General features: G+C 71.0%; 21 protein-coding genes and 1 tRNA gene. 11 read left to right on the forward strand and 11 right to left on the reverse strand.

Annotation, left to right across the window (positions count from 1 at the left end; all coding sequences use genetic code 11):
* Together ABZV34_RS12730 and ABZV34_RS12735 are read left to right on the forward strand one after the other, a co-directional pair.
* Positions 1–1,595, forward strand: a 1,595-nt coding sequence (locus ABZV34_RS12730; protein WP_356274205.1) for a fructose-specific PTS transporter subunit EIIC, incomplete at its 5' end; no start/stop codon positions are given.
* A 136-nt stretch (positions 1,596–1,731) separates the two neighbouring features.
* Positions 1,732–2,007, forward strand: coding sequence for a hypothetical protein (locus ABZV34_RS12735; RefSeq protein ID WP_356274208.1), 276 nt, complete (start codon positions 1,732–1,734; stop codon positions 2,005–2,007).
* Positions 2,008–2,304: 297 nt separating this feature from the next.
* Here the strand turns inward: ABZV34_RS12735 and ABZV34_RS12740 are convergent, their stop codons facing one another.
* The 4 genes from ABZV34_RS12740 to ABZV34_RS12755 all read right to left on the reverse strand — a co-directional run bounded on the left by ABZV34_RS12740 (position 2,305) and on the right by ABZV34_RS12755 (position 7,082).
* The gene (locus tag ABZV34_RS12740) at positions 2,305–3,054 is read right to left on the reverse strand and encodes a DUF6227 family protein (protein WP_356274211.1); all 750 of its coding nucleotides are present in this window, start codon (positions 3,052–3,054) and stop codon (positions 2,305–2,307) included.
* 158 nt (positions 3,055–3,212) lie between these two features.
* Positions 3,213–4,439, reverse strand: a complete 1,227-nt coding sequence (locus ABZV34_RS12745) for an Ig-like domain-containing protein (protein WP_356274214.1) — start codon at positions 4,437–4,439, stop codon at positions 3,213–3,215.
* 272 nt (positions 4,440–4,711) lie between these two features.
* The gene (locus ABZV34_RS12750; protein ID WP_356274217.1) at positions 4,712–5,743 is read right to left on the reverse strand and encodes a P1 family peptidase; all 1,032 of its coding nucleotides are present in this window, start codon (positions 5,741–5,743) and stop codon (positions 4,712–4,714) included.
* A gap of 106 nt (positions 5,744–5,849) precedes the next feature.
* The gene (locus ABZV34_RS12755; RefSeq protein ID WP_356274220.1) at positions 5,850–7,082 is read right to left on the reverse strand and encodes a low temperature requirement protein A; all 1,233 of its coding nucleotides are present in this window, start codon (positions 7,080–7,082) and stop codon (positions 5,850–5,852) included.
* A gap of 103 nt (positions 7,083–7,185) precedes the next feature.
* Here ABZV34_RS12755 and ABZV34_RS12760 point away from each other — a divergent pair, with 103 nt between their 5' ends.
* Positions 7,186–7,416: a hypothetical protein gene (locus ABZV34_RS12760; protein ID WP_356274222.1), complete on the forward strand. Its 231-nt coding sequence runs from the start codon at positions 7,186–7,188 to the stop codon at positions 7,414–7,416.
* A gap of 76 nt (positions 7,417–7,492) precedes the next feature.
* Here ABZV34_RS12760 and mscL read toward each other — a convergent pair whose 3' ends face one another.
* The 6 genes from mscL to ABZV34_RS12790 form a co-directional block, all read right to left on the reverse strand.
* The gene (mscL, locus tag ABZV34_RS12765) at positions 7,493–7,963 is read right to left on the reverse strand and encodes a large conductance mechanosensitive channel protein MscL (protein WP_356274225.1); all 471 of its coding nucleotides are present in this window, start codon (positions 7,961–7,963) and stop codon (positions 7,493–7,495) included.
* A 126-nt stretch (positions 7,964–8,089) separates the two neighbouring features.
* Positions 8,090–8,833, reverse strand: a complete 744-nt coding sequence (locus tag ABZV34_RS12770; protein ID WP_356274228.1) for a hypothetical protein — start codon at positions 8,831–8,833, stop codon at positions 8,090–8,092.
* A 191-nt stretch (positions 8,834–9,024) separates the two neighbouring features.
* Positions 9,025–9,903, reverse strand: coding sequence for an S-methyl-5'-thioadenosine phosphorylase (locus ABZV34_RS12775; protein ID WP_356274231.1), 879 nt, complete (start codon positions 9,901–9,903; stop codon positions 9,025–9,027).
* Positions 9,904–9,993: 90 nt separating this feature from the next.
* Complete coding sequence (locus tag ABZV34_RS12780; RefSeq protein ID WP_356274234.1) at positions 9,994–10,317, reverse strand: FmdB family zinc ribbon protein; 324 nt, start codon at positions 10,315–10,317, stop codon at positions 9,994–9,996.
* Between the two features lie 68 nt (positions 10,318–10,385).
* Positions 10,386–11,648 (reverse strand): MFS transporter, encoded by a 1,263-nt coding sequence (locus ABZV34_RS12785; protein WP_356274237.1) that lies wholly within the window; start codon positions 11,646–11,648, stop codon positions 10,386–10,388.
* Between the two features lie 265 nt (positions 11,649–11,913).
* Positions 11,914–13,449 carry a potassium/proton antiporter gene (locus ABZV34_RS12790; protein ID WP_356274240.1) on the reverse strand — a complete coding sequence of 512 codons (1,536 nt, stop codon included), beginning with the start codon at positions 13,447–13,449 and terminating at the stop codon, positions 11,914–11,916.
* Between the two features lie 225 nt (positions 13,450–13,674).
* Here ABZV34_RS12790 and ABZV34_RS12795 point away from each other — a divergent pair, with 225 nt between their 5' ends.
* Positions 13,675–16,440 carry a penicillin acylase family protein gene (locus tag ABZV34_RS12795; protein ID WP_356274243.1) on the forward strand — a complete coding sequence of 922 codons (2,766 nt, stop codon included), beginning with the start codon at positions 13,675–13,677 and terminating at the stop codon, positions 16,438–16,440.
* Positions 16,441–16,552: 112 nt separating this feature from the next.
* Here ABZV34_RS12795 and ABZV34_RS12800 read toward each other — a convergent pair whose 3' ends face one another.
* On the reverse strand, positions 16,553–17,128 hold the full coding sequence (locus tag ABZV34_RS12800) for a 5-formyltetrahydrofolate cyclo-ligase (RefSeq protein WP_356274246.1): 576 nt from the start codon (positions 17,126–17,128) through the stop codon (positions 16,553–16,555).
* Positions 17,129–17,260: 132 nt separating this feature from the next.
* Between ABZV34_RS12800 and galU the strand changes: the two genes are divergently transcribed.
* The 7 genes from galU (at position 17,261) to ABZV34_RS12835 (ending at position 22,898) form a co-directional block, all read left to right on the forward strand.
* A complete protein-coding gene (gene galU, locus ABZV34_RS12805) occupies positions 17,261–18,172 on the forward strand; it encodes a UTP--glucose-1-phosphate uridylyltransferase GalU (protein WP_356274249.1) in 912 nt (303 codons plus the stop codon).
* Positions 18,169–19,494 (forward strand): gephyrin-like molybdotransferase Glp, encoded by a 1,326-nt coding sequence (gene glp / locus ABZV34_RS12810; RefSeq protein WP_356274252.1) that lies wholly within the window; start codon positions 18,169–18,171, stop codon positions 19,492–19,494. Before galU ends, glp begins: the two co-directional genes overlap by 4 nt.
* A 96-nt stretch (positions 19,495–19,590) precedes the next feature.
* Positions 19,591–20,070: a cyclic pyranopterin monophosphate synthase MoaC gene (gene moaC / locus ABZV34_RS12815; RefSeq protein WP_356274255.1), complete on the forward strand. Its 480-nt coding sequence runs from the start codon at positions 19,591–19,593 to the stop codon at positions 20,068–20,070.
* Positions 20,067–20,579: a MogA/MoaB family molybdenum cofactor biosynthesis protein gene (locus ABZV34_RS12820; protein ID WP_356274258.1), complete on the forward strand. Its 513-nt coding sequence runs from the start codon at positions 20,067–20,069 to the stop codon at positions 20,577–20,579. Before moaC ends, ABZV34_RS12820 begins: the two co-directional genes overlap by 4 nt.
* Before the next feature lie 26 nt (positions 20,580–20,605).
* Positions 20,606–21,214, forward strand: a complete 609-nt coding sequence (locus tag ABZV34_RS12825) for a GNAT family protein (protein ID WP_356274261.1) — start codon at positions 20,606–20,608, stop codon at positions 21,212–21,214.
* Positions 21,215–21,445: 231 nt separating this feature from the next.
* Positions 21,446–22,711 (forward strand): gephyrin-like molybdotransferase receptor GlpR, encoded by a 1,266-nt coding sequence (gene glpR / locus ABZV34_RS12830; RefSeq protein WP_356274264.1) that lies wholly within the window; start codon positions 21,446–21,448, stop codon positions 22,709–22,711.
* 113 nt (positions 22,712–22,824) lie between these two features.
* Positions 22,825–22,898 (forward strand) — tRNA-Ala (locus ABZV34_RS12835).
* The last annotated feature ends 202 nt before the right edge of the window (positions 22,899–23,100 follow it).

Below are 23,100 nucleotides of genomic sequence, written 5' to 3' on the forward strand. Positions count from 1 at the left end.
GGGGGGCGGTGGGGGCGGCGGTGGTGCCCGGCGTCGGGGTGGTGTTGTGGGGGGCCCCCCCCCCCCCCCCCGCCACGGGCACCACCGGCGCGCGTCCGTTCCGTATCGTCGCCGTCACCTCCTGCCCCACCGGTATCGCGCACACCTACATGGCGGCCGAGTCGCTGGAGAACGCGGGCCGCGCGGCGGGCGTCGAACTCGTCGTCGAGACACAGGGCTCGGCCGGATTCACCCGGCTCGACCCGGCGGTCATCGCGGACGCGGACGGCGTGATCTTCGCGCACGACGTGCCCGTACGGGACAAGGACCGGTTCGCCGGGAAGCCGACCGTGGACGTCGGTGTGAAGGCGGGCATCAACCGGCCCACCGAGCTGATCTCCGAGGTCCGCGGCAAGGCGGAGCGCGGCGAGGTCACCGCGGGCTCCGCATCCGGCACGCCGGTGGAGCGCGCCGGTGCTGCCGGTGAGGGCTACGGCTCCATGCTCCGCAAATGGCTGATGTCCGGCGTGAGTTACATGGTCCCGTTCGTCGCGGCCGGCGGTCTGCTGATCGCCCTCGGGTTCGCGATCGGCGGCTACCAGATCAACAAGGCGCCGTCGGTGATGGACCACTTCGTGTGGACGCAGGGGGACAGCTGGGGCGCGCTGCTCTTCCAGATCGGCGGCGTCGCCTTCGGGTTCCTCGTCCCGGTGCTGGCCGGCTACATCGCCTACGGCATGGCGGACCGGCCCGGTATCGTGCCCGGCTTCGTCGGCGGGGCGATCTCCCTCACCATCAACGCCGGCTTCCTCGGCGGACTGGCCGCCGGTCTCCTCGCCGGTGGTGTGGTGATCGGGATCCAGAAGGTGCGGATCCCGGCGGCCCTGCGCGGCATCATGCCGGTGGTGGTGATCCCGCTGATCTCCGCGGCGGTCGTCGGGTTCCTGATGTTCGTGGTCATCGGCAAGCCCATCGCCTCCGCGCAGAAGGGCATGACCGACTGGCTCAACGGCCTCACCGGTTCCAACGCCGTCCTGCTCGGCGCGCTGCTGGGCCTGATGATGTGCTTCGACCTCGGTGGGCCGGTCAACAAGGTCGCGTACACCTTCGCCACCGCCGGTATCGCGGTCGCCAGCCCCAGTGACTCGGCCATGAAGATCATGGCGGCCGTGATGGCGGCCGGTATGGTCCCGCCGCTCGCCATGGCCCTCGCCACGACAGTGCGCGGCAAGCTCTTCACCCAGACCGAGCGTGAGAACGGCAAGGCGGCCTGGGTCCTGGGCGCCTCCTTCATCTCGGAGGGCGCGATCCCGTTCGCGGCCGCCGACCCGCTGCGCGTCATTCCCTCCGCCATGGCGGGCGGTGCGGTCACCGGAGCCCTTTCGATGATCTTCGGCGCGACGCTGCGGGCCCCGCACGGTGGCATCTTCGTGGTCCCGCTGATCGGCAACCCGTTCCTCTACCTGATCGCCATCGCGGCCGGCGTCTGTGTCACCACGGCCCTGGTGGTCGTCCTGAAGGGCATGCGGAAGCAGGCTTCCGCCGGTGCGGGCGCGGATGTCGCGGACGCTCCGATAGCCACGAAGGCCGACACCACGGAGCCGGTCGCGGCCTGAGACGCGCCCCCGTCCGCCCGATTGGGGCGGTGGTGAGCCGTTCACCGCACCTGTGAGAGATCGACACCTTCGCGGCATCTGCGATATACGTCACGGTCCGGGGCCAAGCCCCGGACCGTGGTGTCTACTGGTGCGTATGCCTGAGCATGTATCGATCTCCCAGTTGATAGGCGTGGCCGTCCTCGCCCTCTTGACCGTCGTCTGGGCCATCGGTCTGATCCGTCTGGCGCGCCGGGCCCGCGCCGTGGGACTTCTGGGGCCCATGCGGTCCACGAGGTCCCACGGAGCCGTGCTGCGGGCGATGCCCCACCAACGGCGCTCCGGCCCCGTCGCCGAGTCCGTCGAGCTCACCCCCGAAGAGCGCGCCGCGTTCGCGGGCCTGGTACGGCAGTTCAGCGACAGCCGCCCGTAGAACGCGTGCCCCGCGCCGCCGCACCCGCGGGCCCGGCGACACCGGGGCGCATCCGCGCGGTTGTGACATCGGGCCCCGCTCGCACGCCCGTCACCCCGGGCCGCAGGTGTGCCCCGTACCCGTCCGGGCCGGCGCGCGGGCACCCGCGGGATCGCCGTGTGCGGAGTCGTCCCGGCCGCGTCGTGACAGCCCAGGGGTGTCAGCCGCGTCGAGCGGGCCGCTTCGGGTCGACCGCATCAGGCTGGCCGCGTCGGGTCAGCCGCGCCAGGCCGGTCGCATCGGGCCGGCCGCGTCGGGTCAGCCGAGTCGTGCTGCCCGGCGTTCCATCGCGGCGCGGGCCGCGTCCTCCGTCGGGTAGACCTCGCACATGTGCCGACCGTCCGGCGTCGCCGTGTGCTCGACCTCCCACAGGGAGATCTCCCGGCCGTCGCGGAGCAGGAACGCGTGCTCGTAGAGCGAGAAGCACAGGCCCACCTGGCCCGCCCGGCAGGGGCGGCCGAAGGCCTGGGTGATCTGGTGCGCGAACGCGGTCCGCAACAGCGGCGTCGTGAGGTCGGGACCCGGCCGGTCCGCGTTCTCCGCGCGCCGCAGCAGACGCCGCGCGTGATCCGCCGAGTCGTCGGGCACGTACGCGTGCCGCGGCTCGGGGATCGGCGACAGCCCGACCATCACCGGCAACTCGAAGTCCGGCGCGTCCGGCGGCAGCGGCAGCCGCGCCGTGGCGGCACGCAACTCCTCCTCGTCGACGTACACCTCGTGCTGCGGCTCGCTTCCCGGCGCCGTGTTGTGCACGAGCTCCCACAACGTGACCGCGGAGCCGTCGGCGAGCAGCCAGGTGTGCCGGTACGTCTCGCGGTGCAGCCCCGCGCTGTGGTGCGCGGAGTGCAGGGAACTGTCGTGCGCCAGCGCGCAGTCGAGCCGACGTATCGCCTCGTCGGGCAGCTCGAAGGAGTTCAGGGCACGGCCGAGGAGTCGCGCGAGGTGCTCCTCCGGAGACTCGGGCGACTCGGGTGGTTCGTACGCTGCTGTCTCGTACGGAACGCTCAAGGTTTCTCCCGGCGTTGCTGCATGTCACCTTGTGGGTGCATACCGTAGCCCCTCGGTCCGACATCATTCCTGGGAACCGAGAAAACGTACGGACACAAAAACGAGCGGGCCGCGCGGCAAGTTCCCACACGGCCCGCCTCCACGTCAACGGCGCTCCGTCAGGCGGTATTTCCCGCGGTCCACGCGCTCCACGACATGTTCCAGCCGTTCAGCCCGTTGTCGGGCGCGACCGTCTTGTCGGGCGAGTTCTTCACCGTCACGACGTCCCCGACCAGGGAGTTGTCGTAGAACCACCGGGCGGTCGTGTCCCCCTGCGCACCCTGCACATCGGCCATCCCGACGCAGCCGTGGCTGGTGCCCTGCCGGCCGAAGGGCGGATTCCCGCGGTTGTACCAGTAGTTGCCGTGGACGAACGTCCCCGACGACGTCAGGCGCATCGCGTGCGGCACGTCCGGGATGTCGTACTCGCCGCCGTAGCCCACCGTCGAGCCGTTCATCCGCGTCTGCGTGAACTTCTCGGAGATCACCATCTGCCCGTTGTACGTGGTGTGCTCCGGGCTGCCGGCCGAGATCGGCACCGACTTGAGGGTCTTGCCGTCCCGCACCACCGTCATGGTCTGTGTGGTGACGTCGACCGTGGAGACCTGGGAGCGGCCGACGGTGAAGGTGACCGTCTTCTTCTGCACGCCGAAGACGCCGTTCGCCCCCTCGACGCCGTCCAGGTCGATCTTCATCGTCACCTTGGAGCCGGCCTTCCAGTACTGCTCGGGCCGGAAGTCGAGCCGCTGCGCGCCGAACCAGTGCCCGACCACCTGCTGCCCGCTGCTGGAAGTGACGCTGATGTGCGACCGCACGGCCTTCGGCTTGCTGATCGCCTTGTCAAAGGTGAAGGAGACCGGCATCCCGACGCCGACCGTGCTGCCGTTGTCGGGCGTGTACGTACCGATGAAGCTGTTGCTCGAAGAGACCGTGGTGAAAATGGAGTTGGCGGCGGCCGTGCGCCCGCTCGCGTCCTTCGCGGTGGCCGAGATCTGGTACTTCGTCCCACGCTCCAGCTGCGCCTTGGGCTGCCAACTGTCGCCGTCCGCGGTTATCGCCCCCGGTACGGCGGCACCGCTCCCCGACAGCGTCATCTTCACGTCCGTCAGTTTGCCGTCGCTGACCTTGACGCCGGTCGCGTTGATGGACGCGCTCGTCGAACCGTCCTTGGCCGAGATGGCGATCTTCGCCGTGGACGTCTTGGCGGAGCCGCTGCTGTTCTTGCCGCCCTTGCCTTCGGTGTCGGCACTGGCGTTGCCACCGCAGGCGGTGAGGGCGAGGGCGCCGACCATCAGGGCGGCACAGGCCCCCAGTGCGCGCCGCGCTGCTGAGTTCGGCGTATTCACGGGCTTCTCCAGTTCCTTGTGGTGTGGGTGATCCGCTCCGGTGCGTGGGGAAAGAGCCAGCGGTGAAGAGAAGGGTTCCCACGATTTCCGCCTGACGCCATCCGGTGACAGAACCGGGACAATCGCCCCCTTCGGGACCACCCTGGAGCCACCGGCCACCGGCCACCGGCCACCGGCCACCGGCCACCGGCCACCGGCCACTGGCATCGGCCACCGGCCATCGGATGTGGGCTACCGGCACCGGCCACAGGTTGTCGGCCACTGGTTATCGACTACCGGCTCCCGTACAACTCCTCGTACGACGGCCACATCCCGCCCGGACCGTCCACCGGCCCGGCCGCCCGCACCGCCCGTACGATCGCCCGTGTCACCAGGTCCGCGCCGGCCGCAAGAATCTCGTTGAGCGCGAGCGGGTCCCCGGCGGCGAGCGGCCGGACGCCGGTGGCCAGCGCGAACACCGTGTCCCCGTCGTTGAGCAGATGTACCGGCCGCACCGCGCGGGCGATGCCGTCGTGTGCCGTCCCGGCGAGTTTGTGCGCCTGCGCCCGGGTGAGGACGGCGTCGGTCGCGACGACGGCGAGCGTGGTGTTCAACGGCGGCGGCGCGTTCCTCGCGGCGGCCTCGGCGAGCCGCTTCCGAGCCGCCTCCTGGACCCCGGGCGCGGGGTACTCCGCCCGCCCGCCCCCCAGCAACTCCCCGTACAGCGCCCCCGTCTCCGGATCCACCGCCGATCCCGCGGCGTTGGCCACCACCAGCGCGGCCACCGTGATCCCCGAGTCGAGCACGGCGCTCGCCGACCCGACCCCGCCCTTGACCGCCCCGACCGTCGCCCCCGTGCCCGCGCCCACGCACCCTTCCGCCACCGGGGCGCCCGGTCCACTCGTGCCGGCCGCCTCGACCGCGGCCCTGCCCGTGGCCGCGTCCGGCCGTGCCCGGAAGTCGCCGCCGCGGCCCAGGTCGAAGACGCAGGCGGCGGGCACCACCGGCACGACGTGCGCCGGATCGACGCCCACCCGCACGCCACGCCCCCGCTCCTCCAGCCAGGCCATCACCCCGGACGCGGAGTCCAGCCCGTACGCGCTGCCGCCGGTCAGGACGACCGCCTCGACCTTCTGCACCAGATTGCGCGGGTCGAGCGCGTCGGTCTCCTTGGTGCCGGGTCCACCGCCGCGCACATCGACGGCCGCGACGGCGCCGCCCGGGGGAGCGAGCACCACCGTGGTGCCGGTGAGCCAACCGTCGCCGATGCGTGTCGCGTGCCCCACGCGCAGCCCCGCGACATCTGTCAGAGCGTCAACTGTCATGGGCTCAGTGTTTCCCCCACCCCGCCCTCGGCGCTCCCCCTCCGTCCCGCGCCTCCTCCGCGCCCGCCCGCCCGTCCGCCCGTGCCCCGCGTCGCTCGTGCGGCCCTTACGCGGCGCCCGCCGTCCCTCGTCTCTCCGGTGCGGTCATCCGCGCGGTCAGGATCACTCCCACCGTCACGGTCGAAGTCGCCACGATTCCCGCCACGAGCACCGCCCAGTCGCCCAGGAAGGTGCACAGGATCATCAGCAACGCGGCCGTGGGCAGGGTCAGTTGCTGAGCGGTGCCCACCTTGAAGTGGCGCGCGTGCAGGAGCCACACCATGAGGAAGTAGAGCGCCGTCGGCAGTGTCACCGCGGCGGACGCGGCGAGCGTCGAGATGTGCGCCTTGCCGACCGCCTGCTCGACCGCGACCTCCAGACCCGCGCCGATCGCGGCCGCCGACGCGAAGATCAGGTAGTGGCCGTACCCCCACAGGAACGACTGTCTGTTGGACCGCAGGAAGCCGTGGATGGGCACCGCGAAGTAGATCCACCAGGCGGCGAACACGATCAGCAGGCCGCCCACGGCGATCGGCAGCAGGTGGCCCAGCGCGTCGTGCTCGTCGACGCCCGTCTTCACGGCGACCGTGGCCGCGGAGATCGACTCGCCGAGCACGATGATCGTGAACAGGCCGAACCGCTCGGAGATGTGGTGCGCGTGCCACGAGGTGACGTAGTCCTTCTCCGCGTACAGCGGGACGCACATCTCCAAGGGCGCCATCACCAGGAACACCCAGCCGCGGCCCGACTCCGGCAGGACCAGCAGGCCCAGCCAGCCGACCTGGCACAGCAGCACGCCGACCGCGTACCGCAGCGCCATCGTTCTCTCGGCGCCCTCGGCGGAGCGCGACGCCCGCAGCCACTGGGTGATCAGTGCGAACCGCATGATCGCGTAGCCGAGCCAGACAGCCAGGAAGACGTGGTTCTCGAACGCCCGCGACACCCCGGCGGCGAGCACCAGCACACCGGCGATCTGCACCAACGTGACCACCCGGAAGAGCGCGTCGTCGTTGTCGTACGCCGAGGCGAACCACGTGAAGTTCATCCACGCCCACCAGATGGCGAAGAAGATCATCACGTAGTTGAGGATGCCCTCGCCCGCGTGACCCCCGGCCATGGAGTGCACCAGCTCGGCGCCGGCCTGGGCGATCGCCACGACGAAACACAGGTCGAAGAAGAGCTCCAGAGGCGTCGCGACCCGGTGCGCCTCGTCCCGCCCCCGGGCGGTCATCCTGCGCAGGGGCCCGAGCCGGGAGGTGCCGGGCGTCGGTGCGGATTCGGAAGCGGAACTGGACGTCATGCGGCCAAGCACAGCAGAAAAGGACCCGGAACGCCCACGTGGGGGGCCTGATCCGCCGGTTGTGGCGCGAGGGGCCGGCATGCTCTCGGCGTACCCTGGACGCATGAGTACCACCCCCGCGCCCGAACCAAGCGATGCCCCGGAACCGCGCACCGAGTCGTCCGGGGAGGTACGCCCCGCTCCGCGGAAGCCGACGCTGGTCTTCGACGACCCGCTGAGCCAGCAGTCCCTTGACGACACGGACCGGGGATGGGGCGAGCGGCCGGGCGGCGACGCCGACAGCGCCGCCGACCTGAAGCGTTTCCTCGACGAGAAGCCGCCCCACCACCTCTGAGCCGGGCAGCGGGGCCGCCGACGCGGCCCCGGCGCCTTCGGGACCGGCCCCCTCCCGGTCCCCGCGGCGCCGCTCCCTAGCTGGGCCTCTGCCCCGAACCGCGCTGAGCGAGCAAGGCGTCGCGGATCTCCTTGAGCACTTCCAGCTCGGACACCTCGATGACTTCCTGGGTGCCCTCCCTCGCCTTCTGGCGGGCCGCCTGCCGGGCCAGGAACTTCGACATCGGCAGGACCATCAGGAAGTAGACGACGGCCGCGGTGATCACGAAGCTGAGCGTGGCGCCCAGCACCGAACCCCACATGACGCGGACGCCCGTGGCGGTGTCCCCGCTGCCGTGGCACGGCCCCTTCAGACAGGAGTTGTAACTGTCCAGGTTCTTCGTGCCGATCGCGCCCACCATCGGGTTGATGATGCCCTTCACCACCGAGTTGACGATGTTGGTGAAGGCCGCTCCGATGACCACCGCGACGGCCAGATCGATGACATTGCCCCGCATGAGGAAGGTCTTGAAACCTTGCCAAACGCCGGGTTGTTGCTTCTCGCTCACCAAGAGGCCCCTCTGCACAAGTTGTGGAACAAACAGCTCCGCAACCTACGGCAGGGCATGCCGGGGCTGTCCAATTCCGCAGCTCCCGTGTGGGACTTGACACCGATTCGATATCCGGCGGAGTCCTCAGCACAGTGTCACCGCCAGCCGTGAGGTGATGCCCGCACCGGCCAGCCGTGCCGCGGTGGGCCGGGGCACGGACAGCACGACCAGCGCACCGGGCTCGGTACCGCCGGAGTCCGGCACCGCGCTCACCCGGGCCCCGGCCGCGACCACGCGCCCCTGGCCGCGGCCGTCCGACGCGATCACGTCGACACGATCCCCGGGCCCGAGAAGCCGCACCGTGGCCGCGTCGGCGATCCGCACCGGCGCCGCCACCATCTCGACCCCGCCGGCCCCCCGTACGGAACCGGAAGCGGAACGGGACGAGGAAGCGGAACCGGCACCGGAGCCAGAAGGGGAGGAGGCGGCGGACGTGGGTGCGGACAGAGCCGGCACCGAGGCCGAGGACGCCGGGTGGCCGCGTGCCCGCTCCGCGGCTCGGGGGCCGGCCGCCACGAGGGCCGCCGCCGTGACCGCGAGCCCCGCGGCCACGGCCCGCCGCCGGTGCCGGGAGAGGCGCCGCAGCCGATACCGGCCGCCGCGCACGCGAACGGGCGGGAACTGCGGCACTTCGCAGGTCGGGGGCGCGTCCACGCCCGGCGGACGCGGGTCGTCCACGTCGTACGGGTCCACGGGCGGCCTCGCGTACGCGTCCAGGGGCGGCCCTGTGTACGCGTCCAAGGGCTGTCCCGCGGGGACCTCCGCGTCCCAGGGGAGGACGGGGGCCGTGGGGATCGGGCGGGAGGAGGAGGGGGAGAGCTGGGCCATGGGGAACCACCACCTGCGACGAGGGACCGGGCTTGCGATCCCACGATGAGGCCTCGCGGCGAATCCCGTCGGAGCCGGTGGATCACCGACGATTTGTGGACAACTCCCTCACCCAAACGAGGAGTTCCGCACGCGCCGACCGGTCTTCCCGCAGGTCCGTCCGCACTTCGCCCCATCCCGCCCGCCGACCGTCACGGCAGTGGGAACCCCGGGTCCATGCCCCCCATCGCCGTCGTGCACAGGCAGTCCCGCGTTCCGTTCTCCGGCAGCCCCGCCACCACGTCGAACAGCACGCTCCGCAGCCGGTCCACGTTGGCCGCGAACACCTTGAGGACGTCGTCGTGGGAGACGCCCTCGCCGGCCTCCGCGCCCGCGTCCAGGTCGGTGACCAGGGTCAACGACGTATAACAGAGCTCGAGTTCACGGGCGAGCGCGGCCTCGGGATGGCCGGTCATGCCCACCACGGACCAGCCCTGCGCCTGATGCCACAGCGACTCGGCGCGAGTGGAGAACCGCGGCCCCTCGACCACCACGAGCGTGCCGCCGTCCACCGGCTCCCAGTCCCGCCCGCGCGCCGCCTCCAGAGCGGCCTCGCGGCCGACGGGGCAGTAGGGGTCGGCCAGCGACACGTGCACCACGTTCGGCACCGTGCCGTCCGGCAGCGGCAGTCCGTCGAAGTACGTCTGCGCCCGCGTCTTCGTCCGGTCGACCATCTGGTCCGGCACGAGCAGCGTGCCCGGCCCGTACTCGGGGCGCAGGCCGCCCACCGCGCAGGGCCCGAGGATCTGCCGGGCGCCGACGGACCGCAGCGCCCACAGGTTGGCCCGGTAGTTGATGCGGTGCGGCGGCAGATGGTGGCCGCGGCCGTGGCGTGGCAGGAAGGCGACCCGTCGCCCGGCGATCTCGCCCAGGAACAGGGAATCGCTGGGCGGCCCGTAGGGGGTGTCCACCTGTATCTCGGTCACGTCGTCGAGGAAGGAGTAGAAGCCCGAGCCGCCGATGACGCCGATCTCGGCCACGCCGGGCGCCTGCTCCCCGGCCGGGTCCACTGGGTTCTCCGTGTTCGCCATGGACCGCACCCTAGCCGGGCCCGAGGCACGCCGAAGACCCTGCCGTCGGTGACGGCAGGGTCCGGTAGGAATCGCGTCCCGCGGGGCGGACTACGCGGCGGAGCTGCTGGACGAACCGCTGCCCGACGACTTCGACTCCGACGACGAGGTCGTCGATGACGAAGACGATGACGAAGAAGACGACGCCGCCGGTGAGGGCGTCGACGGCTTGGACGCCGGCGAGCTGGTCGACGAGGAGCCGCGGCTGTCATTGCGGTAGAAGCCGGAGCCCTTGAAGACAATGCCGACGGCCGAGAACACCTTCTTCAGGCGGCCACCGCAGTTGGGGCACTCGGTCAGGGCGTTGTCGGTGAACTTCTGCACCGCCTCGAGGCCCTCGCCGCACTCGGTGCACTGGTACTGGTAGGTCGGCACTTGTCTTCCTCCTGGCACTCTCACTCAGTGAGTGCTAACGACGATCCATACTGACGTATTCCGAGAGATCAGTCCACTGTCACCGGCACTCGGTGACCGACGCCACGTGCGACGGTGCGGCCGGCGGGTCGTGTCACGAGCCGTGAACGCAGGGCCACCAGGGTGACCAGCGCCAGGGCCGTACCGCCCATCGGCACCAGGAATCCGGCGCCGTCCCACAGGCGGTCCTCCATCTGCCCGGCCACCGTGACGGCCGCGGCCTGGCCGAGGGCGACGGCACCGGTCAGCCAGGTGAAGGCCTCGGTGCGGGCACCGGCCGGCACCAGTCCCTCGACCAGGGTGTAGCCGGTGATCAGGGCCGGAGCGATGCACATGCCGACCAGGAACCCGATGCCGATGAGCAGGGTCACCGAGTGGGCGGCCCACAGTCCCGAGGCGGTGAGCGTGAGGGCGGCGTACCCGATGACGAGGCGTCGCCGGTGGGCCACCTTCCAGGCGACGGCGCCGCAGACGACGCCCGACAGCATGTTCCCGGCGGCGAAGACGCCGTACAGGATGCCGTTCATGCCGGGCTCGCCGATGGACTCGCTGAACGCGGCGAGCGAGACCTGCATGCCGCCGAAGACGGAGCCGATGCCCAGGAAGGTCACGATCAGTACACGCACCCCGGGGATCCGCAGCGCGGAACCGTGCTCCACGCGCGCGTGCCCCTCGCGGGCGGTGGCGGGCTGGGTGCTCTTCTGCGCGGCGAAGAGGAGGCCGCCGACCAGGGTCAGCGTGGCCTCGGTCAGCAGGCCCGCCGCCGGGTGCACGGTGGTGCACAGGGCGGTCGCGACCAGCGGGCCCAGGACGAAGGTCAGCTCGTCCGTCACGGACTCGAAGGCCGCCGCGGTGCTCATCAGGGGCGAGTCCTGGAGTTTCACGCCCCAGCGGGCGCGCACCATGGGCCCGATCTGAGGCACCGAGGCGCCGGTCGGCACGGCGGCGAGGAAAAGGGCCCACAGAGGGGCGTCCGACAGGGCCAGGGCGGTCAGGCAGAGGGCGGCCAGGACGTGCACCAGGACGCCGGGCAGCAGGACGGCCCGCTGCCCGTGACGGTCGGCGAGACGGCCGGTGAGGGGAGCGAACAGCGCCATGGAGACGCCGGTGGCCGCGGCGACGGCGCCGGCGGCCCCGTACGAGCCGGTGGTGTGCTGGACGAGGAGCACGAGGGAGATGGTCAGCATCGCGAACGGCTGGCGCGCCGCGAAACCGGGAAGCAGGAACGTCCAGGCGCCGCGGGTGCGCAGCAGCTGTCCGTACCCGGGGCGGGAGGTGACCGTGGATGCCACGGCCCGTGCCTTTCTGCCGCCTGGTAGCGCGCCCGTGCGGGGGCGCCGAGAGCTGTCCTCTTGCGCGGAACTGCGGTAGATGCCGCGCCGCCCCCTGCAAGGGCACCGCGACCGCCATACGGTCGCGCCAGCTCTGCGTCAGGCAGAGTTGGTTCGATCAAAGTATGCCTTCATGGTACAGGTGGAGAGGTATGCGGTGCCTGTGAAAACGAGCACCACCGCACCGCTGGCCTGTGAATGCGCAACGGGGTGGATTTCCGCCGTCTCAGCGTCCGCTGCCGCCGCCCAGGGGGCCCAGCCAGTCCGCCAGTTTGCCGCCCTGGCCCACCGCGCGCAGCCGTCGCTCGGCCGCGTCGCGGACCGGGTCGGTGGCCACCACCAGCAGTTCGTCGCCGCGTCGCAGCACCGTCGTGGGCAGCGGCACGAAGGAGGTCCCTTCGCGGACGACGAGGGTGACGGCGGCGCCCGCGGGCAGGCGCAGCTCGGCCACCTCGACGCCGTGCATGCGCGACCCCTTGGGGATCGCCACGGACAGCAGATGCCCGCGCAGCCGCTCCAGGGGCGCCGATTCGATGCCCAGGTCGGCCGGGCCCGTGGACTCGCCCAGCCGCAGCGTGCGGGCCAGCCAGGGCAGCGTGGGCCCCTGGATGAGGGTGTAGACGACGACCAGGACGAAGACGATGTTGAAGATCCGGCGGCTCTCCTCGATGCCGCTCACCATCGGAATGGTCGCCAGGATGATGGGCACGGCGCCGCGCAGCCCCGCCCAGGACATCAGCGTCCGCTCCTGCCAGGGGATGCGGAAGGGCACCAGGGCGGCGAAGACGCTCAGGGGCCGGGCCACCACGGTCAGCGCCAGGCCGATGACGAGCGCGGGCCAGATGTCGTCGCCCATCTCGTGCGGCGTGACCAGCAGGCCGAGCAGGACGAACATGCCGATCTGGGCGATCCAGCCGAGTCCCTCGGCGAAGCCCCGGGTGGCGGGCCAGTGCGGCAGCTTGGCGTTGCCGAGCGTCATCGAGGCGAGGTACACGGCGAGGAAGCCGCTGCCGTGAGCGAGGGCGCCGGCCGCGTAGGCGGTGACGGCGATCGCCATCACGGCGATCGGGTAGAGCCCGGAGGCGGGCAGCGCCACGTGCCGCAGCCCCCAGGAGCCGAGCCAGCCGACCGCGAGGCCCATGGCCGCGCCGATGGCCAGTTCCAGGGCTATCACTCCCACCAGCACGTACCAGTGCTCCACGGGACCCGCCGTGCTGAACGCGACGACGAGGATGACCACCGGGGCGTCGTTGAAGCCCGATTCGGCCTCCAGGACGGCCGTCACGCGGGAGGGGAGGGGGACCTTGCGCAGCACCGAGAAGACCGCCGCCGCGTCCGTCGAGGACACCACCGCGCCGATGATGAGTGCCTGCCGCCACTCCAGGTCGATCAGGTAGTGGGCGGCGGTGGCGGTGACCCCCACGCTCGCCGCGACACCGACCAGCGCCAGCGAGGCGGCGGCCGGAAGGACCGGTCTGATCTCCTTCCACTTCGTGCCGAGGCCGCCCTCGGCCAGGATCACGACCAGGGCCGCGTATCCGATGACCTGGGTCAGCTCGGTGTTGCTGAAATGGATGTCGCCGACGCCGTCCTGGCCCATGGCCATGCCGATGCCCAGGTAGACGAGCAGGCTGGGGAGCCCGCTGCGTGAGGAGATCCGAACCGCTGCCACCGCGACGAGCAGGACGAGCGAGCAGACGAGCAGGAGCTGGTTGAGGTGGTGGACAGTCAGCGGCCGTTCCCTTCTCGCCGATCCGGGCACGGGGTCCGAGCAGGTCGATCCGAACGCCGGAAGTCGGTACAGCGGTCCAAGTACTTCGTTACCTTACCTAACTCTTGACGCTTTCTTGACGTTCCCGGGGCCGAGATCAAACGCTCGGCCGTCCGGGTACCCGACTCCGCGTCAAGGCGCGGTGAGCCCTGCGCCTATGGTTGCTCCAGCACTCCAGGACCGCCTGCCGCTCGCGTGAGGACAGCAAGGACAGCGATGCCCCCGAACACCACCGCCTCTTCCGGCCAAAAGCCCGGCAAGTCCGGCAGGAAGAAGGGGCGCCGCGCCCGTCTGATCCTGATCGTCCTGGTTCTGGCCCTGATCGGGGGCATGGCCTACGGGGGGTACTGGGGAGTCAGCACCGTCCGTTCCTCCTTCCCGCAGACCAAGGGCTCCCTCACGCTCGAGGGGCTCTCCGGGCCCGTCGGCGTGAAGCGGGACGGCTACGGGATCCCGCAGATCTACGCGTCCTCCGACGCCGACCTGTTCATGGCCCAGGGCTACGTCCAGGCGCAGGACCGGTTCTACGAGATGGACGTGCGCCGGCACATGACCTCGGGCCGGCTCTCCGAGATGTTCGGCAAGGGCCAGGTCGAGAACGACGAGTTCCTGCGGACGCTGGGCTGGAACCGGGTCGCCAAGGAGGAGTACGACACCAAGCTGTCGGCCTCCACGAAGAAGTACCTGCAGGCGTACGCCAAGGGAGTCAACGCCTACCTGAAGGGCAAGGACGGCAAGGACATCTCCCTGGAGTACGCGGCCCTCGGTTTCACCAACGACTACAAGCCCCAGGAGTGGACCCCGGTCGACTCGGTGGCCTGGCTCAAGGCGATGGCCTGGGACCTGCGCGGCAACATGCAGGAGGAGATCGACCGCTCCCTGATGACCAGCCGTCTGGGCCCGAAGCAGATCGCCGACCTGTACCCGGAGTACCCGTACGACCGGAACAAGACGATCACGCAGGAGGGCGCGTACGACAGCGCCACGCAGACGTACGCGCCGAAGGCGTCGACGATCTCCGGCGGCACCACGCAGTCCACGGCGGGCACCGGGCTGGCGGGCGACACGACGGCGCCGGGCGGTCTGCAGAGCCAGCTCTCCAAGCTCTACAGCGTGCTCGACGACGTGCCCACGGCCGTCGGTGTGAACGGCAACGGCATCGGCTCCAACTCGTGGGTCGTCGACGGCAGGCACACCATCACCGGCAAGCCGCTGCTGGCAAACGACCCGCACCTGTCGCCCTCGCTGCCCTCGGTCTGGTACCAGATGGGCCTGCACTGCACCAGCGTCTCCAGCAAGTGCCAGTACGACGTCTCCGGCTACACCTTCGCGGGCATGCCCGGCGTGATAATCGGCCATAACCAGAAGATCGCCTGGGGCATGACCAACTCCGGGGTCGACGTCACCGACCTGTACCTGGAGAAGATCACCGGCGAGGGCTACCAGTACGACGGCAAGGTGCGCCCCTTCTCCACCCGCAAGGAGACGATCAAGGTCGCGGGCGGCGCCGACAAGACCATCGTCGTGCGCGCGACCAACAACGGACCCCTGCTGTCCGACCGTGACGACGAGCTGGTCAAGGTCGGCAAGAAGGCCACCGTCGACACGGCGGCTCCCGACCGCGGCGACGGCTACGCCATAGCGCTGCGCTGGACCGCCCTGGACCCCGGCACCTCCATGGACGCCGTCTTCCGGATCGACCGGGCATCGGACTGGAACGAGTTCCGCCAGGCGTCCGCGTCCTTCGACGTGCCCTCGCAGAACCTGGTCTACGCCGACACCGCGGGCAACATCGGCTACCAGCTGCCCGGCAGGATCCCGATCCGCGCCAAGGGCGACGACGGCTCGCTTCCGGCGCCCGGCTGGGACTCCAAGTACGCGTGGACCGGCCAGTACATCAAGCAGGCCGAGCTGCCCTACGAGTTCAATCCGAAGCGCGGCTACATCGTGACCGCCAACCAGGCCGTCGTCGACAAGGACAAGTACCCCTACACGCTCACCACGGACTGGGGCTACGGCGCGCGCAGCCAGCGGATCGCCGATCTGATCACGACGAAGACCGGCGGCGGCGGCAAGATCTCGCCCGACGACATGCGGCAGATGCAGCTGGACAACAGCAGCGCGATCGCGGCGCAGATCGTGCCCAAGCTGCTCAAGCTGGACATCGCCGACAAGAACGTCCGTGAGACACAGAAGCTCCTGGAGGGCTGGGACTACACCCAGGACGCCGACTCCGCGGCGGCCGCGTACTTCAACGCGGTCTGGCGCAACATCCTCAAGCTGGCCTTCGGCAACAAGCTGCCCAAGGAGCTGCGGGTCAAGGGGCAGTGCCTGTACGTCGATCCGGTCGACACCACCGGTCCCGCGGACGACGACCGGAGGGTCCTCGAGTGCGGTCAGCGCGACGCCGACCAGGCGCAGCCGGACGGCGGCGACCGCTGGTTCGAGGTGGTCCGCAAGATCATCGACGATGAGCACAACGACTGGTGGAAGGCGCCCAAGACGCGCCTCGACAAGGCGATCGACACCCGTGACGAGCTGTTCGTACGGGCCATGAAGGACGCCCGCTGGGAGCTGACCGCCAAGCTCGGCAAGGACCTCGACACCTGGAACTGGGGCCGGCTGCACCGCCTGTTCCTGAAGAACCAGACCCTGGGCACCGAGGGCCCCGCCTTCCTGAAGTACATGCTCAACCGCGGCCCCTGGAAGCTCGGTGGCGGCGAGGCGACGGTCAACGCGACCGGCTGGAACGCCGCGGGCGGCTACGGAGTGGTCTGGGTGCCGTCGATGCGGATGGTGGTCAACCTCGACGATCTCGACAAGTCGAAGTGGATCAACCTCTCCGGAGCGTCCGGGCACGCCTACAGCGCGCACTACACCGACCAGACGGACAAGTGGGCCAAGGGCGAACTGCTGCCATGGTCCTTCTCGGCGAAGGCGGTCGACAAGAGCACGAGCGACACCCTGGTGCTCAAGCCGTGAGGCGCTGACGGCATGCACGGAAGGGGCCCTCCACGCACGCGTGGAGGGCCCCTTCCGTGTCCCGCGGTGTTCGCCGGGCCGCCCGGGCCCGGCTCGGCCGCCACGGGGCACGTCACCGGAAGCGCCGGACCCCCGAAGGTGTCACCGCCGCGTGCACCGGCCGGTCGTGCGGCTCCCGTGGGACGTCCTCGACGACCTCGGTGTCGTACAGGAGCACCACCAGGACCGGATCCGTCCCCGCGCGTTCCAGGCGGGCCAGTACGCGGTCGTACGAGCCTCCGCCGCGCCCCAGCCGCAGTCCGCGCCGGTCCACCGCCAGGCCGGGCAGCAGGACGGCGTCGGCCTCCTGGACGGACTCGGGGCCCAGGCGCTCACCCGCGGGCTCCAAGAGGGCCATCCGCCCGCCGTGTCGGACGCGGGTGAGGGAGCCCTCGCCCGCGTAGGCGCCCCAGTCCAGGTCGTTGTCGGCCATGAGGACCGGCAGTAGGACGCGCACGCCGCGGGCGTGCAGCGCGTCCAGGAGCGCGAGGGTGCCCGGCTCGCTCCCCACGGAGACATACGCGGCCACCGTGTGCGCGTGCGCCAGTTCCGGCAGTTCCAGCGCGCGCGCGGCCAGGGCCTCGGCGGTCTCCCGCAGGTCACCGGCTGTCAACCTGCTTCTCACCGCCAGGAATCCTTGGCGCAACATTCGCTTGTCAGGCTCGGCCTCACGTCCGGCGTGATGCACAGATCGCTCCCCGTGGTTCTTTATGTGCTCATATGATGGCCAACTGACCGGAGCCACAGATTCTGCTCATAGGCACCGGATATGGTTACGGGCATGACTGAGTCGCACCCCAGGATCAGCAAGGCTGTCATCCCCGCAGCAGGCCTCGGCACCCGGTTCCTTCCGGCCACGAAGGCCACTCCCAAGGAGATGCTGCCGGTCGTCGACAAGCCGGCGATCCAGTACGTGGTCGAAGAGGCCGCGTCGGCGGGTCTCGACGACGTCCTGATGATCACGGGACGCAACAAGCGCCCCCTCGAGGACCACTTCGACCGCAACTACGAGCTGGAGTCGGCCCTCCAGAAGAAGGGCGACGCCGGGCGGCTCGCCAAGGTCCAGGAGTCCAGCGACCTCGCGACCATGCACTACGTGCGCCAGGGCGACCCCAAGGGCCTCGGCCACGCGGTCCTGTGCGCGGCCCCGCACGTCGGCCACGAGCCCTTCGCGGTGCTCCTCGGCGACGACCTGATCGACCCCCGCGATCCCCTGCTCGCCCGCATGGTCGAGGTCCAGGAGCGGCACGGCGGCAGTGTCATCGCGCTGATGGAGGTCGAGCCCGAGCAGATCCACCTCTACGGCTCCGCCGCCGTGGAGACCACCGGTGAGAGCGACCTGGTCAAGGTGACCGGCCTGGTCGAGAAGCCCGACCCGGCGGACGCGCCCAGCAACTACGCCATCATCGGACGCTATGTCCTCGACCCCCACATCTTCGACATACTGCGCCAGACCGAGCCGGGCCGCGGCGGCGAGATCCAGCTCACCGACGCCCTCCAGCAGCTCGCCGCCGACGAGAAGGTCGGCGGCCCGGTGCACGGCGTCGTCTTCAAGGGCCGCCGCTATGACACCGGGGACCGCGGCGACTACCTGCGTGCCATTGTCAGACTCGCGTGCGAACGTGAAGACCTGGGCCCGGACTTCCGGACCTGGCTTCGCAGTTACGTAGCCGAGGAGATGCAGGGATCTTGAGCAGCGCTGCCGCCGCCCGCACCACCGGCCAGGACCGTCTCTGGTCGGTGGACGACCACCTGGAGGACATCCTCGCGACCGTCCGCCCCCTCGAACCCATCGAGCTGCAACTCCTCGACGCCCAGGGCTGTGTCCTGGTCGAGGACGTCACGGTGCCGGTCTCCCTGCCGCCGTTCGACAACAGTTCGATGGACGGGTACGCGGTGCGGGTCGCGGATGTCTCGGGCGCCGGCGAGGAGTATCCGGCGGTCCTCACCGTCGTCGGTGACGTCGCGGCGGGCCGGTCCGAGCTGCCGCACGTGGGTCCGGGGCAGGCCGCCCGCATCATGACCGGCGCCCCGCTGCCGCCCGGTGCCGAAGCCGTCGTCCCGGTGGAGTGGACCGACGGAGGACTCGGCGAGGGTCCGGTCTCCGGGATGCGCGCCCACAGCACCGCCCCCGAGGGCGCCTCCGGGCAGGTGCGGGTGCACCGCCCGGCCGAAGCACGCGCCCATGTGCGCGCGAAGGGCAGCGACGTGCGGGCGGGCGACCTCGCCCTCGCGGCGGGTACGGTCCTCGGCCCCCCGCAGATCGGCCTGCTGGCCGCGATCGGCCGCGGCACCGTCCGCGTGCGCCCCCGCCCGCGGGTGGTCGTCCTGTCCACCGGCAGCGAACTGGTCCAGCCGGGCGAGCCGTTGGACACCGGCCAGATCTACGACTCGAACAGCTTCGCCCTGTGCGCCGCCGCCCGCGACGCCGGGGCCATCGCCTACCGCGTGGGCGCGGTCGCCGACGACGCCGAGACACTCCGCTCCACCATCGAGGACCAGCTCATCCGCGCCGACCTGCTGGTCACCACCGGTGGCGTGAGCGTCGGCGCGTACGACGTCGTCAAGGAGGCCCTGTCCTCGGTGGGGGACGAGGACGAGGCGGGCGCCGGCGTCGACTTCCGCAAACTCGCCATGCAGCCCGGCAAGCCCCAGGGCTTCGGCTCCATCGGCCCCGAGCACACCCCGCTGCTCGCCCTGCCGGGCAACCCCGTGTCGTCGTACGTCTCCTTCGAACTGTTCGTCCGTCCCGCGATCCGCACGCTCATGGGCGTGGACGACGTCCACCGCCCCACCGCCAGAGCGACCCTGGAGACCGGGAAGGCGCTGACCTCGCCCCCGGGACGGCGGCAGTTCCTGCGGGGAACGTACGAGGACGGCAGGGTGACACCCGTCGGCGGCGCCGGATCCCACCTGGTCGCGGCCCTCGCGCACGCCGACGCGCTGATCGTCGTGCCCGAGGACACCACCTCGATCGAGCCCGGCACCGAGGTCGAAGTGGTCCTGCTCGGCTGACCCGGCCGAAGCTCGGGAGGGTCCTGCCCGGCTGCCCGCCCCGAGTTGGCGGTACCGTGTCGCGCACCACAGGCCCGACCGGGAGCGCTGCCGCACATGAGTACGCAGGACCGACTGACCCACATCGACGAGACGGGTGCCGCCCGCATGGTCGACGTCTCCGGGAAGGACGTGACCGCGCGCACCGCCCGCGCCAGCGGCCGTGTCCTGGTCTCCCCCCGTGTGGTCGAACTGCTGCGCGGCGGGGGAGTGCCCAAGGGCGACGCCCTGGCCACCGCGCGCATCGCGGGCATCATGGGCGCCAAGCGCACCCCGGATCTCATCCCGCTCTGTCACCCGTTGTCGGTGTCGGGCGTCGACATCGGCCTGTCGGTCGCGGACGACGCCGTCGAGATCCTCGCCACCGTGAGGACCACCGACCGCACGGGCGTCGAGATGGAAGCCCTCACCGCGGTCAGCGTGGCGGCCCTGACCGTGGTCGACATGGTCAAGGCGGTCGACAAGGGGGCGGTCATCACGGACGTACGGGTCGAGGAGAAGGCAGGCGGCAAGTCGGGCGACTGGAGCCGGTCATGACGGCACCGTCGTACCGCGCCCTCGTGGTCACGGCCTCCAACCGGGCCGCCGCGGGTGTCTACGCGGACCGGGGCGGCCCCCTGATCGCCGAGGGGCTCACGGCGTACGGCTTCACCGTCGACGGCCCCCGGGTCGTGCCCGACGGCGACCCCGTGGAGGCGGCGCTGCGCGCCGGCGTCGAGGCCGGGTACGACGTGATCGTGACCACCGGTGGCACCGGGATCTCGCCCACCGACCGGACACCCGAGGCGACGCGGCGCGTGGTCGACCGCGAAGTGCCGGGCATTCCTGAGGCCATCAGGGCGTTCGGAAGAGAGAAGGTCGCGACGGCGGCCCTGTCCCGGGGGCTCGCCGGAGTCGCGGGACGGACGCTGATCGTCAACCTGCCGGGTTCCACCGGCGGGGTGAGGGACGGTCTGGCCGTCCTCGAGTCCCTGTTGGTCCACGCCGTGGAGCAGATCCGCGGCGGCGACCACCCCAGACCCAGCGGCAGTGGGGGTGCGAGCTGAACAGCCCGTCCTGGCCCGTCGAACTGGTGGACGGCGATGTCGTCCTCCGGCCGATAAAGGTGCGCGACCAGCGGGCCTGGCGTGAGGTGAACCGGCGCAACCGCGACTGGCTGCGGCCCTGGGAGGCGACCATTCCGCCCCCCACCCCCAGCGGGCCGATAGCGCACCGGCCGACCTACCGGCAGATGGTCCGCCATCTGCGCGCCGAGGCGAACGCGGGCCGGATGCTGCCCTTCGTGATCGAGTACCAGGGCCGTCTGGTGGGCCAGCTGACCGTCGCCGGGATCACCTGGGGCTCGATGTGCTCGGGGCACGTCGGCTACTGGGTGGACCAGTCGGTGGCGGGGCGCGGGGTCATGCCGACGGCCGTGGCGCTGGTGACCGACCACTGCTTCCGCACGGTCGGGCTGCACCGTATCGAGGTCTGCATTCGCCCGGAGAACGGACCGAGCCGCCGCGTCGTGGAGAAACTCGGATTCCGTGAGGAAGGGCTGCGGCCGCGTTATCTCCACATCGACGGGGCCTGGCGGGACCATCTCGTCTTCGCGCTCACCGCGGAAGAGGTGCCCGAGGGGCTTCTCGGCCGCTGGCAGCGGGCACGCTCTCAGAACCGGAGCAGGCCGAGTACCCAGTAAATGAAATGCGTGTTCGAAATTGATCGGCCGGCGATCGCCTCGGAACCATCTCGGGGCGATCTCGGTGCCTCTCGGTGTCCCTCGAAGTCGTCCCACGGCGATAAATTCACGGGTCTCGGCGGCCTGCTGATCGCATCGGTCACAAAAAAAGCTCGAAATATCAGCCAGATCGTGCGACACACCGGCTCAATTGGCAGATGGCCTCACGCAAACCCCTCTACCGTGTGAGGCGTGAGCAGCAGCGGCCTCATCTACGCAGTCATCGTCGGGGCCTGGGCCGCCTACTTGGTGCCGATGTGGCTCCGTAGGCAGGACGAGCTGAACGAAGCCCGTCCGACGGAACGCTTCAGCACCGCCATCCGGCTGCTGTCCGGACGGGCGGGGATGGAGCGCCGGTACGCCAAGGACCTGCGGGCGCGCTCCACCGAGGAGGGGGAGTCCAGCGCCGACCCGGGCGGCGTCACCGATTCGGTGGACGTCCGGGCCTTCGCCATGCCTCCGGCCCGGGAACACACCAAGGCCCAACTCCCTCAGCCCGCCGAGCCGGAGCCCCAGCAGGCACCGCAGCCGGCCGCCCGGCACAGTGCCCCGCAGGGCTCCGCGGCGACCGCCAGACCGGTACCGCAGCAGCCGGCGCACACCGAACCCCAGCCCTCGGCGTCGTCACCGTCGGCATCGGGCGCGTCCGCGGCCTCGCGGGTTCCCGCCGAGCGGCGGGTCTCCGCGGCGGAGGCCGCAGCACGCGCCCGGCGCTCGAAGGTGCTCGCGCGCCGACGGCGTACGACCGTCATGATCTTCCTCGCCTTCACCTGCGGCGCGATCGTGGCGGCCGTCGGGGGACTCGCGTTGCTGTGGGCTCCCGGCGTGCCCGCCGTGATGCTGAGCGCGTACATCGTCTATCTGCGGGCCCAGGAGCGGCGGCGCTTCACCTACGTCATGGACCGCCGCCGGGCCGAGGCCGCGGCGCAGCGGCTGCGCGAGCGGCAGCCGCGCCGCCGTGCCGGCCTCGACGCGGGCGCCGAGGACCAGGACGAGGGCCCCGAGCCGGAGGCCGACCCCGGTCTTTCCGCGCTCGCGGCCGACCGCCGCGCCCTCGTCGAGCAGACCGACCACGCCGAGTGGGTCGACCAGCAGCGCGAGCGCCGGCGGGGCCCCGGCCGGGGTGACAGCTGGGACCCGGTGCCGGTACCGCTGCCGACGTACGTGACCGCGCCCGTGGCGCCGCGAGCCACCTCCAGCGTCGACCTGGGCGCGCCGGACACGTGGAGTTCCGCGCGCTCCAGCGCGGTCGAGCCGGCCGAGCCGGAGGCGGAGCCCGCAGAGGAGGGCGGTCCAGCCGAGGCCGCCGAAGGGACCGAGGCCGACGGCGAAGGCGACGGTGACGGTCGCAGTGACGCCCGGCGCGCCGCGTCCGCCCGGCGGGCCCGCGAGCGCGGCCGCACCCCGCTGTTCGACCAGTACGAGGACGGCGAACGGCCGCGCGCGGCCAACGAGTGACCCCGCGCGGGCCGCACGGGCCGTGTGACCGGCGGTTCGGGCGCCCCGGCTGACCAGCCAGGAACGGATTTCCAAGCACCCGGATCGGGATGCTAGAGTTTCACTCGTTGCAAGGGCCTGTGGCGCAGTCTGGTAGCGCACCTCGTTCGCATCGAGGGGGTCTGGGGTTCAAATCCCCACAGGTCCACCGCAGCTCAGAGCCTCAGTCGGAGAAATCCGGCTGGGGCTCTTTGGCGTCTTACAGCAGCTAAGTACAGCAACTACTTTCGATCTTCCTTAGTGGTCGGCGCTGGAAGTCCTTCGGGGGTTGACGTCGGGGGGCCGAGATGCGATGGGTGATCCAGCGCCAATCGGCAAGGGCTGTCCTGCGGTTCGCGTCCCGCTCTGAC

This window comes from Streptomyces sp. NPDC005195, assembly GCF_040608315.1.
In the GTDB taxonomy this organism is placed as follows: Bacteria; Actinomycetota; Actinomycetes; order Streptomycetales; family Streptomycetaceae; genus Streptomyces; species Streptomyces kaempferi.